Below are 17,028 nucleotides of genomic sequence, written 5' to 3'. Positions count from 1 at the left end.
ATCGGGGCCAGCCCTTTTTGGTGCTCGATGAGCCGAGTCGGCGTCTCTCACAAAAGTAACTAGGAGCTAGCGAGGCTCATCCGAATTGGCCTCATTGGCGGTGTCGGTTTCGAGCGCCGTGCGGCGGGCGCTGTAGGCGACGAGGCCGGCTCCGGCTGCGGCGAGTGCTGCTGCGGCTGCCGTCAGGGGGATGTTGCTGTCGCCCGTTCCAGCAAGCGCGCCTGCTTTTCCAGAACGCTTGCCGTTGCTGCGGTCCTTGCCGCTGCCAGAGCCGCTTACGCCGGAGCTGCCTCCCGTGCCGGACCCGCCGCCGCTCGAGCCGCCATCGCCATCTACGGTCATCGGTGCGTCGTGGAGTCCCGTCGTATCCGCGTTGCCGCATACGCCCACCAGTACCTCCGCGCGTTCGCATGCCGCGTCGGGGATGTGGAGCTCGTGCAATACGGCGCCCAGCGCGGAGTTTGCGCCCGGTCGGATTTCCTCGAGCGTTACGGGATCGAGTGCCACCAGGTCACGCGCCTTCGCATACAGCGTGACGCGTTTGCCCACCTCGTCGCCCCAACTTTCCGGGATGGCAAAGCTCATGCGGAACTGTGCCGTGCAACCCGGTGCCAACACGGCGTTGCCATTGTCGGCAACCAACGGGTGCGCGGCAAAGCGCTGGCCCAGTGCTTCGAGTGCGTACTTCACGTGAGCCATGTCGTTTTCCGATGCGTCCTCGGCAAGCTCTGGGTCGTAGATTGAAGCCATGCGTGCGTTCGCTCCGAACCCAATGGATGCGCTGGAGAACGGCTGGTTAGAGCCCTCTCGGTACAGATCAATCGTACCGGCGGTCAGCAAGGTGTTGCCGTCGTTTCGCACCGTTACCGTAAACGACTCGCTTGCCGCCCCGGGTACCACGGCACCCAGGTTTGCTATCGCGCCCAGCGGCGTGGCGCATGCCACCAGGGGCACCTCGATACCGTGCAGTTCTGCCTTGCTCTGCTCGGCGCTCACGATGTGCGTGGCAAGCGCTGAGAGCATGCCGTCCGAGGTCAAAAACGTCGTTATCTGATCGATGGGATGCTCCAACTCGCAGAGCACGAATGGCTCCGTGAACAGGTCGTCGATCAGGGTGCTGGCGAAGATGCGGAAATGCTTGCCCATTACCGCCACCGGCTCGCCTTCTTCGTCGTAGGTTTGCCCCACTTTGCCGTCGGTGTTCTCGACGTATAGCACGCACCTGCCGTTGTTGCTCATGCTAAACGATGCCGGACCGCAGCCAGCTGCGCCCACGGGCGTCGTTGCAAACGCCGATGCGCCTCGCGTCCACGTAACATGCTGCAGCTGCTCGTTGACGGTGGCCAAAAAGCCCGTATGCTGCGGCCACGGTACCACGCGCGGCACCGTGGCGTCCGGCGACATGACGCCCCAGCCCGCAATAGACTGACCGATGACGGCGTATGATGCGCAACCGCAGCCCTCTGCGGTTTCGTGTGCAACGGGTACCACCATTTTGCCGTTGACGTTCTCGGGTGCGCCCAACTCGATGCTCGACGGTGCTTGCGGAAAGCGGAGAACCTGACGGAACGTGAGGCTGTCGCCCGACACATCCGACCACAGGGTAAAGCACTCGAGCGCGACCTCTGCCTCGCTGCCCAGCGCCTTCTCTGCGGTGGCTCCGCGACGGTGGAGATAGGCACCCGACAGACGTCCGTCGACAAGCGTCTTACCCACCATGATGCGCGGACACTGCAGGCAATGGTAGCCGTCCTCCTGCAGGCGGCCGCGCGAGATGCTGCGCCACGACGTGTGTGATACCACGCGAACCTCGCTATTGCTTATGCGTAGGCGCAAAACGGACAGTATACCGGCCGTGCTTGCTGTATCGAACCGGGTTGCATCGCCTTCGGGGCGCTCTCCCGAGACCAGCAATACGTAGGCGTCTTGGCTTCCTCTCCCGTCCGTATATTCCACCACGTCGAAGTCGTAATCGAACGTGCCGCCACGCTCCACGTCGCCCTCGCCAAAGCCCAGGGGGAAGTCGACCGGCATGGGCGCGGACCACGCGCCGTTTGCCTTTGTGTGCACTACCAGGCGCGAGCGGCCATCCTCGCCGTAGCGCACCGAAGCGATGCGGAACAGGCATTCCACGCCGGCTATCTCCGCAAACTTCATGTGGGCTTCGCTGAGCACGCCGGTGAAGAGTACGCTGTCGCTCGAGGGCTTTATGCCGCCCCTCTCGTCCTCCGACACGCCGGCAGAATTGGCGTTCGGGTCCGCAACGGCATTCGTCACCTGCCTGATGTGGGTGTACTCATACATCAGCGCGGCGTTTTCGACATTCTCCATTAGAGCGTGGACGAAATGCTCAACCTGTCCCGTGTCATCGCTCTCTGCATCTGCGTCGAGCTCAATATGCGTGACCGTTTGCTCCCAATCGCGCACGACCGGCGCGACGTTTACGGGGGTGGCTGCAACCTCGGCGCATGCGAGCAGCTCGGCATTGGTGACGATGGTGGCCGACGCGATAAATTGCGCTACGCCGCCCGACTCGGCATTGCCGGCTGCACCAAAGCAGGCATTCAGCGTATAGGGCGTGTCTCCTCCCAGTGCCAGCTCAGAGCGCTGGAGTACATACTGGTCGCCGTTGTTCACCGACATATTCCACGAATCGGCGAGTGTGGGCCACGATCCCGACCAGGCCTTGGTGGTCCACTTGAACATGATGAACTGGAGTATCACGTCGACATCGACGTCTGCACCCACGCGCAGCCGCGGAAGCTGGTGGCCGTCCGCCTTCTCGTACCCAATGAACAGTGTGAGGGATGCGGCACCGCGCACGGCGGACGAAGCGACGCCTGCAACGCCGGCTCCAAAGGTGACGGCAAGCCCGATCTGGATGGTGAACGATCCCGACGTATTGGAATAGTCGAGCGAAATGTTTTTGAAGAACGCCGCACCGCTGCCGTGCGTGTGGGCGCCTACGGCGAGCGCCAGCTTCGCCAGCACCCAAGGGTTGACGTTTAGGAAAAACGGCACCGGGCCCAAGGTGAACTGCTCGGTCCAGTTGAGGTCGGTTTTTACTTGGAAGAGGGCCTTAATATTGCCGAACGCCGGATCGTTGTTATCGCCCCAAGTTTTGCCTACCCAGTCGTAGGCAAGCGATCCGTACACCTGTGTTGCGATATCCATCGTGAACAGCGGCGTGCAATGGTGACGAAGGAGCTTGGTGTTTCTTGGATCGGTGCCCGAGCCGGCGCTCATGCTCTTGTATTGGTTCCACTTCCCCTCCATCTCGTCGAGGTAGCGGTTTGCCTGCTTGGCGCCCGATTCGCGCGGCGACTTCTTCCAGTACTCCGGATCAGGGTTGCCCGAATCGTTTATGTAGCTGGCCGGTTTGTATCCTCCGCCAAACAACACGTACCCGGCAAACGAGAAATCGAAGAGGATCGGAAACGTGGGCATCCAGCAGGTGAACTTGTTACCGCCGATGCCGGGAAACGCCGCGGGGAAATCGAACGGAGTGATCTCTTGATCCATGGTGGTGGGGATGATGGTGGTCGAGCCCGATTCAGCCTTGGAAGCCGGTGCGGTGGCAACGGCCATGGGGGAGGAGAGCGTGTAGGTTTTGCCCTGATAGTCGAGCACAAAGTGCAGTTTGCATCCTTCTTCCAGAATGCCCGACGCCGCATCGAGGAACTTGTCTTCGAGCGTGAACGTCGCCAGATTATCCGCACCCGTTGCGCTGGCCTTGACCTGGCCAATCTGCGTGACGGTTTCGGGTGAGCTGCCCACGGCGGGCATTACCTTATTGATGTGCAGCGTTGCCTGCCCGCCCTGCGGCAGGTGGGCCTGTACGGCAAAGGTATGCGTATCGGGCTGCGCATTTGCTGCATCGTCTTTGGGCATCGCCATGAACGTGGCGTCGGCGTACTGGATGCCCCACTCGTCGAACGTAAGCTGGCGAAAGTACGGCTCCCCGTCGGAGAGCGGACGCGTGGGCGCGGTAATGGCGGTGCCGCCCTGGATGCGCGCGAGGGGGATCTCGACATCGCGGTAGCCCGGCATGCTGATGGAGATGCCGCCGTTGAAGTCGTACGCGTCAAGGAGCGTCGCCTCGTCCACGTAGCCTTCCGAAAGCGGGGCAATCTCAAAGATCGCCGTACCTTCGTCATCGGTGGTGGCGGTGAGCTGTTTGCCCGCGGCATAGCGCGACGTCAGCGTGACCTGGGCGCCTGCGATGGGGTTCATCTTGTTGGCGACATCGACCACCACCACGCCGAACATGGTGCGCGAGAGCACGAGCACCTTGAAGGGGTCTTCTTCGTCGGCAAACGCTTCGGTGGGCGTGAACGGCAGTATGAAGGCGTTTGAGGTACCCGGCACGCGCGGCAACATAATGCTCACCAGCGAGGACGCTCCGGCAACAAGTAACGAACGGCGATCAAGCATCTTTGGCTCCCATTCCGAGAACATCGGTGGAAATAATCAAATTATGCGAGAAGGTGCCCTGTCGCGGTAGTGCCGTTCGAGGAGCAAAATGTCCAATTTGAGCATGCGAATGTGAGGGGACGCCGGAGCACGTTTGATGCGTTTGACAGTTTGGTCGCTAGCGCAACATATGCGCGACCAGCTCGGCGCGAGTTCCGATGCCAAGCTTTGCATACACGCCGGACAGGCGGTTTTTAACGGTGCCCGGCGATACGCCCATATGGCGTGCGATTTCGGCGTTAGTCCATCCGCGGCAGGCGAGCATGGCCATGGTGAACTCCGTGGTGGTGAGGTCGTCGGCCACGTCCTCACCCGAATCGGGGTTGTGAATACGTCGCCAGCCGTAGCTGAAGCGATAGGTGATCTCGATGATGCGCGCAAAATCATCGGGATATTGCGCTTTCAGGCATGATTCGATGAGCCCCTGCAAGAGGCCGTGGTGCTCGCCGATGAGTTCAATAAGGCCGTCGGGACGCGCTATGTCCCAAGCGGCTCCAAAATGCGCCTTTGCGGCGTCGATGTCCTTGAGGCTCATGCATGCCATAGAAGCCGACAGGTGCAGGAACAGCTCCGATATGGGATAGCTTCCCTGCTTCATGACCAAGGCGTTTTCTGCCATGCCGAGGCTGCGGCCATATTCGCCGCGCAGATACAGGGCGTGCGCCATCACGTAGCTGGCGAACAGGCGCAGACCTTCGGGCAGATGCGCTGCGAACGGATAGAACTCATTGGCAGAATAGGGGGACGGCAGGTGAAGTAGGACGCTTGCCGCCGAGGCGAACAATATGTGGACGGCGCGGGTGGCGGGGGATTCCCCTTCGGCCGGCGCATCGAGAATGCCCGCAAGGCACCGGCGAGCATCGGCGATATGGTTGAGCGACAGACTGGCATATCCGTAGATGAAACATGCGGAATAGCGCAGTGCGGGATCGGTGACGTCAAGATAGGGGCGTGCCGTCTCGGCGGCGAGGGCAGCCTGTCCGCGAAAGTACAGCGCTTCTGCCGTGGCAATAGCGCGCGAATCGGTGTCGGCGATGCCGGCGACCGCAGTGTCCAGATGTCCCGGCGCAAAGGCGGTGCACATTAACGGCATGGGAACGCGTGGGTGGCCATTGCAGTCCATCTTCCATCTCCCATCAGGTGGCAACAATGCAGCAATTGTACTCCTGTTGCTCGGGACCCCTTTCGTTTTACTGTTCGGTTAACGCTGCGGATCGTTTTGGAAGGCTTACGAGCATGGTGGTTCCGTTCTCGGAACTTGTTTCGACCTCAACCGTGCCACCGTGAAGCGCTGCAATCTCCCAGACAAGCGCTAGCCCGAGTCCTGCGCCGCCGTATGTCCTGCTGCGGGATTTATCCAGGCGAAAGAACGGCTGGAAGATGCTCTCTCGGTACTGCTTGGGTATTCCCGGGCCCTCATCTTTGACTCGCAGGAGCACGTGGTTGTCGCTGTCGCTAATGGAGACGTTGACAGTCGAGCCGGGGCGGCTGTAACGGATGGCGTTTTCGGTCAAGTTAAACACCAGCCGATAGAGGAGCGCATCGTTCCCGATTACTAAAGCGTCTCCAGCACAATTGAGGGCTATGCCCTTGTTCTCGGCAAGTGGCGCAAGGTCGGTGAGGACCTCTTCGGACAAGGGACCAAGTTCCACATCGTCCTCGCAAGGAACGCTGCGGAGCTCACTCATCTCGAGCAACACCTTGGTCATCCGCGACATTCGCTCAGTTTGTTCTTGTAGCAGGCCGAGCAGCTCGGCCGTTTCGGGTTGCAAACCGGAGCGCTCGGAAATGAATAGTTCAATCTGTGCTTGCATAAGGGCGAGCGGGGTGCGCAGCTCGTGTGCGGCGTTGCCGGTAAACTGACGCTGTGCAGAGAACCCTTCGCCAAGACGGGCGATCATGTCGTTGAAAGAGGCACTGCATCGTTGTAGCTCGGTGGGCACATCTTCACTGAGTCTGATTTCGCTTAGGTTGTCAGGCTGCACACGCTCAACCTGGGCGGCAAAAGCCCGTAGCGGCTTGAGCGCGCGGCCGCTCACAAAGTATGCCAGCACGCCGCCAAGGAGTGTGATTCCAGCCGTGATGCACCAGGCTGTCGCGCCAAAAGATTCCTGTGCGTCGTTTACAACGATCGTGACCTCGTCATCGAGGGCTGTTTTTGTTGGGTCAAACGCCTGGGGCGAATCCACACCGGCAGCGTTAAAGGCCGAGATGTTACTGCCGATGGCATCCATGTAGCGCATGCCCGTATAGCCGACCAGGCAGTTCGTCAGCACGCATGCCGCACACGTGAGCAGTGCCGTCATAATCGTTATGCGCCATTGCAGCGAAAGCCCTTTCATTCTCCATCCTCCATAACGTAGCCCTCTCCAATCCGATTGCGAATCGGGTCGTATCCCAAAGTACTGCGTAGCTTTTTGCGGAGTGACGAGATATGGACGCGGGTTGCGTTGCTAAAGCTGTTCACGGTGCTATCCCAAACGTGCTCTATAAGCTCCTCTTGACTTACTGGACGCCCCTGATTAAGCATCAGGTATTCCAAGATTCCCGTTTCCTTGCGCGTAAGAGATAAAGCCTCGCTGTCCACGGAAGCGATGCGCGCCTTGGTGTCAAAGCTGAGCTTTCCGCAGGTTAATACTATGTCGCTTTGTGCGAAGCGCCTGAGGGTAAGGCTGCGGATCCTTGCCGCAAGTTCGTCCAGATGAAACGGCTTGGTGAGGTAATCGTTGGCGCCGGCATCGAGCCCGTCGACTTTATCGGATACTTCGCCACGCGCGGACAGAATCAGTACCTTGGTCTCGCAATCGGTTTTCCTAAGTTCTCTGAGCACGGTCATGCCGTCGATACGGGGAAGATTGAGGTCGAGCACCACGAGGTCAAAGACTTCGACGCCCAGCAGCTCGAGCGCCTCCCGTCCATCGTGACAGCAGTCGACGCTGTATGCCAGGTTTCGCAAGCTGCGTGCGATGGTGTCGCACAGTGCTCGCTCGTCTTCGACGATCAAAATACGCATAACAGTCTCCTTGCACATTCCAAATCGCGCTTAACACGGATTTTATGGTCGATATGGTCCAATGGTCGCGTAACGAAAGGAGTGGTCAGGTTGTTCAAAGCGGTAAAACCCGTGGTACAGGTCGCTTTGTTGATCGTCGGAATTGCCATGGTGTGCTTTGGCGTTATGCGTGGCGAGGCGGATGCCGTGCTGGCCAAAGCGATTAGGCTGTGCTTGGAGTGTATCGGAATTGGATAAAAGAGAAAACACTGCGTCGCATGTTTTGGCCCGATTTCGCGGATTCATTCAGGCGGCGGCGACGCTCGTCACCAACATTCACCTGCCAAACTTTGCCAAAGGCAGTATCTATCAGGGTGCGGGAAAAACAGTCTGCGTTCCTGGGCTTAACTGCTATTCGTGCCCCGCGGCATCGGGTGCATGCCCCATTGGGTCGTTCCAATCGGTGGTGGGTTCATCCAAGTTTAACTTTTCTTACTACGTCACCGGTACGCTCATTCTGCTCGGCGTGCTGCTGGGACGATTTGTATGCGGCTTTCTGTGCCCGTTTGGCTGGCTACAGGAGCTGCTTCACAAGATTCCCGGCAAAAAGCTTTCGACAAAAAGGCTCAAGGCGCTTACGTATATCAAATACGTTGTGCTGCTGTTTGCTGTGGTATTGCTGCCTGTGCTGGTGGTCAACGATGTGGGGATGGGCGATCCGTTCTTTTGCAAATACGTCTGTCCGCAGGGCGTGCTCGAGGGTGCCATTCCGCTGGCCATTGCCAACGCCGGCATTCGATCTGCGCTGGGGCAGCTCTTTACCTGGAAACTCGTCGTTCTCATTGCCGTGGTAGTGCTGAGCGTTTTGTTCTATCGCCCCTTCTGCAAATGGATTTGTCCGCTCGGCGCATTCTGTGCGCTCATGAATAAGGTGTCCTTACTGGGGATTCGGGTCGATACATGCAAATGCGTCTCGTGCGGCAAGTGTTCAAAGGTTTGTCAGATGGACGTTGATGTGGTCCGCGCACCCAATCATGCCGAATGTATCCGGTGCGGAAAGTGCATCGGGGCCTGTCCCGTCGATGCCATCAGCTATCGCTATGGCCTGGATGTGTCGGCAGAAAAGCTCCCCCTGACCGCCGAAAAAAAGTAAAACAAGCTTCGACAAAACGGAGGAATGACCATGAAGCTTTCTAAGATTGCGGCCCTGTTTATGGTGCCGGTATTGGCCTTGTGTCTTGTGGCGTGTTCGGCGCCCGGTGGCAACGCGAGCGAATCTACGGGCTCCGATCCTAAGATCGCGGAGCTCATTGCGCAAGATCCAGCCAACGCCGACGAGGCCGCCGAGCTGTATGCGAAGCTCATGCAGAAGGAGAACGATATCCTTTCGAGCGATAATGCGCTGTGGGAAAAGGTATTCAACGCAGCAAATAAAGAGTCGACAATGATTGAGGACGGCAGCAATTACGGCGACTTCCTACTCAAGACCATCGACGGTGCCAAGGATGAGTTTACAGCAGATGAGCTCAAGACGCTCAAGACCGGTGCACAGCAGATCAAGGAGATCGAGGACAAGCTCGAGAGCTTGGAGAAGGAGTTCCCCGGCTGTGGAAGCACGCCGAGCGCAGGCGAGAGCGTCGACGCTTCGGCCGCTGGCATGACAGCTGGTGCCAATGCTTCGAGCGAGGCGACGAAGTTCCCCAGCTTTACGGGCAAAGACCTGGATGGCAACGACGTGAGCAGCGACGAGCTGTTCTCTAAGAACAAAGTCACCGTCATGAACTTCTGGTTCACCACTTGCAAGCCGTGCGTGGGCGAGCTGGGCGATCTTGAGAAGCTGAATCAGGGGCTTGCCGAGAAGGGCGGCCAGGTCGTGGGCGTCAATTCCTTTACGCTCGATGGCAACAAGGGCGAGATTGCAGATGCCAAGGACGTGCTGAGCAAGAAGGGCGTGACATACAAGAACATCTGGTTCAAGTCGGATAGCGAGGCCGGTAAGTTTACGTCAAATTTGTTCTCGTTCCCGACAACGTATGTCATCGATCAGAATGGCAACATCGTAGGGGATCCAATCGTGGGAGCCATCAGCTCCGCCGAGCAGCGCGCAGCACTCGACAAGCTTATCGACCAGGCGATTGCGAATAGCGAGCAGTAGAAAACGCGTAAAGCATGGCGAGGATCGTGCGCCGCTGTGCGGAGTAGTCCGCTGCCTTTCAAGATAATCTCCACCATACAGAGGTCCCGCTCGGGACCTCTTCTTTTAGGCGTCATCCCGTTCGTTTTTTGGCGCGGTTCGTTACATTCCTCACTGGCGCCGGCAAAAAATGGGGATAGAGTAGGACAAACGCGTCGAATACGAACGGCGGAGGAGAGCGGGCAGGGTGCCTGCGCAGGAGAGGTTGCCGTCCATGCTGGAGCTCAAAGGTATTTGCAAAAGGTACGTTACGCAGTCGTTTACGCAGGTGGCGCTCGACAACGTAAGCCTGTCTTTTCGCGATAACGAGTTCGTGGCCATTCTGGGTCCCTCGGGCTCGGGCAAAACCACGATGCTCAACGTTATCGGCGGACTCGACCACTTTGACTCGGGCGACCTGCTGATCGACGGTATTTCGACCAAGGACTTTCACGATCGCGATTGGGATGCCTACCGCAACAACCGCATCGGCTTTGTGTTCCAAAGCTATAACCTCATTCCGCATCAGACCATTTTGGAAAACGTGGAGCTGGCGCTCACGCTCACGGGCGTGGGGCATGCCGAGTGCCGTCAACGTGCGCGCGAGGCGTTGGAGAAAGTTGGCCTGGGCGAGCACGTTAACAAGCGTCCGAGCCAGCTTTCGGGCGGACAGATGCAGCGCGTGGCCATCGCCCGCGCCCTGATCAACGATCCCGAAATCGTGCTGGCAGACGAGCCGACCGGCGCCCTGGACTCAACGACATCCGTGCAGGTCATGGATTTGCTCAAAGACGTTGCGCGCGACCGTCTGGTCATCATGGTCACGCACAATCCCGAGCTGGCGTACCAGTACGCCACGCGTATCGTCAATCTGGCGGACGGCAAGATCACCGACGATTCCGACCCCTTTGATGTTGCCAAGGCCGCGCGTCGCGAGGCTAAGCCTACGCGCAAAACCTCGATGAGCTTTGTGACAGCGCTGGGGCTTTCTGCCCGAAACCTTATGACCAAAAAGGGCCGTACGGCCATGACGGCCTTTGCGGGCTCGATTGGCATTATCGGTATCGCGGCGATTCTGGCGCTCTCCAACGGCGTAAACGGCTACATCAAAAAGGTCGAGGAGGATACGCTCTCGAGCTACCCGCTCACCATTTCCAAGCAGGATTACGACCTGTCGTCCATGATGGGCGGGCAGGGGGCTGCGGATGATGACTCGCCTGAAAACGTGGATTCGTCCGACGACAGTGCCGGCGGCAAGGCTAAGGGAACCGATAAGATTCCTGTGGTCACGGCCGTAAAGGATATGTTTGCGAGCGTTAAGTCCAACGACATGACGAGCTTCAAGGCATGGCTCGATGCCGGTGGCGATGGCATCGATAAAGAGGTCAACGCCATTCAGTACGGCTACGGTGTATCGCCGGTTGTCTATCGCGCCGGCAAGGGCGATGAGAAGCCTGTCCGGCTGGTGCCCAACGCCATGACCGAGGCCATGAGCGGCGGCGCGAGCTCGGCGGCAACGGTGAGCATGGAATCCATGGGAACCTCGGTCTTTAACGAGATGATTGACGACCAGGGCCTGCTCGACAGCCAGTACGATGTCGTCGCCGGTCATTGGCCCACGTCCGCAAACGAAGCCGTGATGGTGCTTTCGAGCCGCGGTACGGTGGGCGACTACACGCTCTATAGCATCGGCGCGCTGGATATCGATGAGCTCAACGACCTGGTTAACAGTGCTATGACGGCTGACGGTGGGGTCGAAACGCCCGAGACCGGCACCGACTTTACCTACGATGATGCTTTGTCCACGACGTTTAAGGTGTTGTCGCCGGCCGATGCCTATCGCAAAAACGAAGAGACCGGCATGTGGACTGACATGTCTGGCGACGCCGACTTTATGGCAGCCAAGGTTGCCGACGGTATCGACGTGCACATTGTGGGCGTGGTGCGACCCAACGAGACGGCCAACGCGAGCGCGTTGTCCCCGGGCATTGCCTATATGCATGCGCTGACTCGCCAGCTTATGGAGCGCGCTGCCGATTCGCAGATTGTGAAGGAGCAACTTGCCCATCCCGAGACGGATGTCTTTACGGGCAAGTCTTTCGATGAACTGCAGGGCGAGGCCAAGCAAGGCGTGGATCTGGGCAGCATGTTCAGCGTGGACGAGGCGGCGCTCAAGAGTGCGTTCTCGTTTGATGCGTCTGCACTCTCGGGTGCGGCCGGCGGTATGGACCTTTCTGGTATCGACTTATCCGGGTTGGACATTGACCTCTCGGACGTTGGCAAGGACATCGACTTCAGCGACATCATGGCAAAAGCACCGGCTCCAGATTTCTCGGGCATCTTTGACGGTCTGGAACTCACGCCCGAGCAAATGCAGCAGGTGGGAACGCTTGCCAACCAACTTTTTGAGGGCTTTTTGCAGTCTGATCAGTTTGGGGCGCTGTCGCCCGAGGACCTTAAGGACGCATCGAAGCTCGCTGCTGCGTTCTCGGCGTATCTTGGGAATGATGCCACGGCGCAGCAATGCCTGGCGCAGCTCAAGGCGCTGGGCGGAGATGCGCTGGCTGAGCGGCTACAGCAGGCGATGACCGACTACGTGCAAAAGCAGCTGGCTCCGTATCTGCAGCAGGCTATGGATCAGGTGATGAAGGCAATCAGCGAGCAGATAGCGTCGACGGTATCGTCCCAGCTCAAGGCGGCCGCGGCGGGGCTCATGGACCAGATGGCGACGCAGATGTCTTCGAGTTTTGCCAACCTGGCGAGCGCCATGCGCGTGGATGCGAGTGCCTTTGCTCATGCCATCCACTTCAACATGGACGCCGAGGACCTGAGTTCGCTCATGATGAGCTATGCCAAGGCTTCGAAGCTCACCTACGACAACAATCTGACCACGTTGGGCTATGCGGATGAGGCAGACCCCATCTCGGTTAAGGTTTTCCCGCGCGACTTTGAGGCCAAGGAGCGCGTGCTCAATCACATTGACGCGTACAACAAGCAGGTCAAAGCCGCCGGCCACGACGAGCAGGCAATCTCGTACACCGACTACATGGGCATCATCATGGGTTCGGTGACCGACATCGTGAACACCATCAGCTTGGTGCTCATCGCATTCGTGAGCATCAGCCTGGTGGTGAGCTCCATCATGATCGGCATCATCACCTACATCAGCGTGCTGGAGCGTAAAAAGGAGATCGGCATCCTGCGCGCGATTGGCGCGTCGAAGCGCAACGTGGCCAACGTATTCAATGCCGAGACCTTTATCGAAGGCCTCATCGCCGGTGTCTTTGCCATTGTCGTCGTGGTGCTCGTGAGTTTTCCGGTCAATGCCTGGGCGCTTGCGGCCAAACAGGTCCCCAACCTGATGAGCCTGCCCGTGCAGGATGCGCTGGTGCTCATCGCGATTTCGGTGCTGCTGACGGTTGTTGCCGGCCTGCTGCCCGCCCGCAGCGCGTCCAGGAAGGATCCCGTGGAGGCCTTGCGCTCCGAATAATGTGACAAAGGGACAGCCCCTTTGTCACATTGAGAGCCTTGTGGAATCGGGGTCTAATACTTTTCCGAGAAGTGAACGAGTCAAAATAGACCCCCGAAGCATCGGCACTTTTGTGATGCAATTTCCTGCGGTTTTGATCGTTGAATCCTGCGGTTTTGGCGTCAGAAAATGTCGATGCTTCGGGGGTCCAAATACAGCCATTCACTTCTGGGGAAAGTATTAGACCTCGAGATATAGACGGCGTTTGCGAGCGGAAATCAGAACGCAAGCTTCTAGCTCTTCTTTGTAGAGAGCATGAGCCTAATTTCCGGATGGGTGTATTCGTCGAACTCTTCCTTGGGCTCGGTGTCAAAGGCGTAGTACGACTTGATGGATTCGTCCTCCGTCTTGATGCTGATCTCCTCGTATAAGGATCCGGCCAAAAATGCCTGCTTAAACTCATCCGACAGGCTACATGGCGCGAGGAGGTCAGGCGTGGCAACGGAAATGTCCAACCCGTTGAGCGGGGCGCAGAGCGTCGCGATATCCTGCTCGGTGCGGGCGAGGTTGTCTTCAAGGCTTGCCTCGGGGTCGATCTGATTGGTGTAAGCGACGTCCGTGAGCATGCCATCTGCATCGAAAGAAAGGTAGACATAGGCTGCTTGAGCGCCGAGGTCATTATCGCGCAGATAGCCGATAATGCGATAGCCGTAGTCGTGATACGACTCGTATGGGTCGTCTGCCGCGACGCGTTCGCACACGGGCTCCAAGGCATCTTGCGCGATGGCGAGCTGCTCGGCGGCTGCAGCCTTTCTTGTCTGAAGCTCGTTATTTCCCTGGACAAACTGCGGGATGTAGACGCCAAGCAGCACAATGGCGGGCAACACTGCGAGAGCTATGATCTGCTTCTTGACGTTTGGAATCGTCACGCCGTATGCGTTTGCCATGGCCTCGGCATTGCTCGAGGTCTCGGCCAGCACGTCTGCCGCCGTGGCGACTGCCCCTACGGCGCTGGCAACCTCGGCGGCACCGCCCAGGTTGCGCGCGAGATCGTTATCGCTGTTCTTGAGCAGGCGGCCGGCAGCTTGCGTGGCAAGCACGCCGGCGACCTCCGCGGAACGGTCCTTGTTGGTTTGGGCTACCGCGAGCCTGCTCTGCAGCTCCTTCCACTGTTTGCCCTGCATTCCAAAGCGCGGCGCAAGAGCGCAATAGCAAAAGATGGCGAGTTCGATAACGGTGAGTGCGATGGCGGTATATATGCCCGCGGGTTGGAATTCTTTTTGGTGAAACGCGATATCGTTGATCATTTGGAGTGGCAACATCAACAGGCATGCTACGAACGACATGACGAGTGCGGTCGCTGCGATTTTGGGGTATGTGCAGTACCGCTGGATACGTTTCTTTTCTTGCTCGGTGAGCTGCTGCATGGGGCCTCGACTCTTATCGTTTTTCGGGGGCGATGTGCACACGCTCTTGAGTATAGATGAGTGGAGGATGTCTGTTGTTCATGCATAGCGGTCAACAGCGTGCTGTTGGTGATCGTTTGATCGCGAACGTCGTCTTTTGGAGCATGAAGCCGCTGCCGATGCCCACAAACAGCAAATCGAAGGTGAATGGTTTCCCGCGAAGTGAACGACCTAATTTGGACCCCTGAAGCACCCACATTTTTCGACGCTAAAACCGCAGGATTTGAGTGATAAAACCGCAGGAATTGGCCTTCCAAAAGTGTCGATGCATCGAGGGTCCGATTTCACTCGTTCACTTCGCGGAAAACCATTCACCTTCGTTGCATGAGGCGCCGGATGGAAGGGTGATTATCGTCAAGCTGCTGCCTCTGCCTTGTGAATCATCTGGAGCACAAGGCATAATGCATGTAACAAGGGGGCGGTTCCTTTGTCACATCCGTTGATATGAGAGAAGAGTAGATGATTCTTTCGCTTGCCCCTATGGAGGGGATTACCGGGCATGTGTTCCGTCGCGTGCATGCGGAGTGCTTCGGTGCGCTCGATTGCTATTACACGCCGTTTTTGCCGCCGCCGCGGGTGGGAAACCGCTTTGGCGGCAAGGCGTTTAAGGAGATCGATCCTGCCAATAACCAGGGGCTCAACGTAGTGCCTCAGCTGATGTCTAAGAACGCGGACGAGTTTGTGTGGGCGGCGCAGGTGCTCGCCGACATGGGCTATCGGGAGGTCAATCTCAACCTGGGTTGCCCTTCGGGAACGGTTGTCGCTAAGGGCAAGGGCTCGGGTTTCCTGCGCAATCTCGATGAGCTCGAGGTGTTTCTAAGCGACGTGTGCGAACGCTCTCCGCTGCCGGTGTCGGTCAAGACTAGGTTGGGGCTCGAGGACGACGGCGAATACGAGCGCGTGCTCGACCTTTACTGCCGCATGCCGCTGGCCGAGCTAATCGTGCATCCGCGCGTGCAAAAGGATCGTTACACGGGCTCGCCGCGCAAAGCGTTTTACGGCGAGACGCTGGAGCGCGCGCCGTTCCCGGTGGCATACAACGGCGACATCTTTGATCTTGAGGACGTGGACGCGCTGGTGGAGGCCTATCCCGGTACACGCCATGTGATGCTGGGGCGTGGCTTGCTTGCGAACCCCGCGCTGGCTCGCATGGTCAAGGGCGGCCCTGCTGCAACGGCTGCTGAGCTGCAGCGCTTCCACGACACGCTGTTTGCGGCCTATGCAGAAGAGATTGGCGGCAACGCGGTCTTTCGCATGAAGGAGTGGTGGTTCTACGCCAAGTGCGCTTTCGCCGACCCCGCTACCGTCCACAAGCTCGTACGCAAGACTAAAAAGGTCGACGAATACCGCGCCGCCGTCGATCGCGTCTTTCGCGAGCAGCCACTTGCACTCATAGCTCGCTTCCACGGCTAGTTGGTCGTTGGGGACGTTCTTTAACGACTAGTCATTTAAGAACGTCCCCAATGACTAGCCACAAAAAGCTGTACGTCAGCATCCAAAGATGTCGAAAAATGTCGACTTTGGATGCTGACGTACATGTTTGGGTCGGCGGGGGACTAGGCAATCATTGCATCGAGCGTGATGAGCTCCCTGAGTCGCTCTGTGCGTGTTTGCCCATGGCGCTTTGCCTTCTCGTCAAACGCTTCAAGAACCGATTCACCCACACGTGCCGATAAAACAACGCTTGGCTCATCGGAGATCGACGGCCTTCCCAGCTTGATGGTGCGGCCCTTCGGCCACTCATCTTTTTCGTATGCCTCCGCGGCTTTCTCCAACTCTCCGGGAGCAAACCCCATCATCTTTTCGAGCTGCTTAGCGTCCATAGCGCCTCCTATCGATCGACATAATGTCGAGCGCCGGTTCTCGGATTCTCTTTTTGTATACAATTTTGTAGACAAAAATACAAGCAGTTTATCGGGCTAATTAGCTTGTTTTGACCCGCCTGTTCGATAGGAAATGAGCATTGACGGCTTCGCTACTCCTTTGCTTTTCAGCTTGGAATTTGGATGCTCATTGAACTTCCGGAGGGGAGCGCTTTATTAAGTTATCGAGATTCTGGGCAGGAACTCTCACTGGTCTTCGGTAATGGGACCAGCTTAATTCGCGACACAGTGTGTCGCGAATGGGAGTAGTCGTTAGGTGTCCTTCAATGGCTACTCATATAAGAACGTCCAAGTGTCGGATTTTGTCATTTAGTGTCGTTCTCAGCGACTATTCTGGAGGGTCGTGGTCAAAAAAGGGCAAATATGAGTACTGTTGCCATTATTGTTGCATTTATTTTGCTATTAATAGCAGCTCCTGATGAGATTTGTTCCCATTAGGAGCTACTTTTATTGAACATATGAGGAGAAATAACGTCGTCTGCGGACGAGTGGAACGGTAGCGCGCAGAGATGTGGTGTAAGAGGCGGGGCATGCCCCGCCTCTTCTCTTTCTTGAAAGGGAGGGGACACCGC

11 protein-coding genes are annotated in these 17,028 nt (G+C 57.9%); 5 read left to right on the top strand and 6 right to left on the bottom strand.

Features of this window, described 5'->3' with window-relative positions; all coding sequences use genetic code 11:
• Positions 1-66: 66 nt before the first annotated feature.
• The 4 genes from I1M21_RS04120 to I1M21_RS04105 form a co-directional block, all read right to left on the bottom strand.
• Positions 67-4,434 (bottom strand): carboxypeptidase-like regulatory domain-containing protein, encoded by a 4,368-nt coding sequence (locus I1M21_RS04120; RefSeq protein WP_195192546.1) that lies wholly within the window; start codon positions 4,432-4,434, stop codon positions 67-69.
• 157 nt (positions 4,435-4,591) lie between these two features.
• On the bottom strand, positions 4,592-5,596 hold the full coding sequence (locus I1M21_RS09775) for a helix-turn-helix domain-containing protein (protein ID WP_229025586.1): 1,005 nt from the start codon (positions 5,594-5,596) through the stop codon (positions 4,592-4,594).
• 67 nt (positions 5,597-5,663) lie between these two features.
• A complete protein-coding gene (locus I1M21_RS04110; protein WP_195192545.1) occupies positions 5,664-6,815 on the bottom strand; it encodes a HAMP domain-containing sensor histidine kinase in 1,152 nt (383 codons plus the stop codon).
• On the bottom strand, positions 6,812-7,504 hold the full coding sequence (locus I1M21_RS04105) for a response regulator transcription factor (protein ID WP_229025585.1): 693 nt from the start codon (positions 7,502-7,504) through the stop codon (positions 6,812-6,814). The genes I1M21_RS04110 and I1M21_RS04105 overlap by 4 nt, the downstream gene beginning before the upstream one ends.
• Between I1M21_RS04105 and I1M21_RS10035 the strand changes: the two genes are divergently transcribed.
• The 4 genes from I1M21_RS10035 (at position 7,394) to I1M21_RS04090 (ending at position 13,128) form a co-directional block, all read left to right on the top strand.
• Positions 7,394-7,723 (top strand): CD1871A family CXXC motif-containing protein, encoded by a 330-nt coding sequence (locus I1M21_RS10035; RefSeq protein ID WP_442872248.1) that lies wholly within the window; start codon positions 7,394-7,396, stop codon positions 7,721-7,723. The genes I1M21_RS04105 and I1M21_RS10035 overlap by 111 nt on opposite strands.
• Positions 7,644-8,618 (top strand): 4Fe-4S binding protein, encoded by a 975-nt coding sequence (locus tag I1M21_RS04100; protein ID WP_229025584.1) that lies wholly within the window; start codon positions 7,644-7,646, stop codon positions 8,616-8,618. The genes I1M21_RS10035 and I1M21_RS04100 overlap by 80 nt, the downstream gene beginning before the upstream one ends.
• 30 nt (positions 8,619-8,648) lie before the next feature.
• Complete coding sequence (locus tag I1M21_RS04095; protein ID WP_195192543.1) at positions 8,649-9,620, top strand: TlpA family protein disulfide reductase; 972 nt, start codon at positions 8,649-8,651, stop codon at positions 9,618-9,620.
• Between the two features lie 253 nt (positions 9,621-9,873).
• Positions 9,874-13,128 (top strand): ABC transporter ATP-binding protein/permease, encoded by a 3,255-nt coding sequence (locus tag I1M21_RS04090; RefSeq protein ID WP_195192542.1) that lies wholly within the window; start codon positions 9,874-9,876, stop codon positions 13,126-13,128.
• A gap of 272 nt (positions 13,129-13,400) precedes the next feature.
• Here the strand turns inward: I1M21_RS04090 and I1M21_RS04085 are convergent, their stop codons facing one another.
• A complete protein-coding gene (locus tag I1M21_RS04085) occupies positions 13,401-14,429 on the bottom strand; it encodes a hypothetical protein (protein ID WP_229025583.1) in 1,029 nt (342 codons plus the stop codon).
• A gap of 603 nt (positions 14,430-15,032) precedes the next feature.
• Here I1M21_RS04085 and I1M21_RS04080 point away from each other — a divergent pair.
• Positions 15,033-15,986, top strand: coding sequence for a tRNA dihydrouridine synthase (locus I1M21_RS04080; protein ID WP_195192540.1), 954 nt, complete (start codon positions 15,033-15,035; stop codon positions 15,984-15,986).
• A 143-nt stretch (positions 15,987-16,129) separates the two neighbouring features.
• On the opposite strand, the gene I1M21_RS04075 is transcribed toward I1M21_RS04080, so the two are convergent.
• A complete protein-coding gene (locus I1M21_RS04075) occupies positions 16,130-16,396 on the bottom strand; it encodes a ribbon-helix-helix protein, CopG family (RefSeq protein WP_195192539.1) in 267 nt (88 codons plus the stop codon).
• Between the last annotated feature and the right edge of the window lie 632 nt (positions 16,397-17,028).

The organism is Collinsella aerofaciens, assembly GCF_015546965.1.
Taxonomy (GTDB): Bacteria; Actinomycetota; Coriobacteriia; order Coriobacteriales; family Coriobacteriaceae; genus Collinsella; species Collinsella aerofaciens_X.
This window is presented reverse-complemented; position numbering and strand designations above follow the sequence as displayed.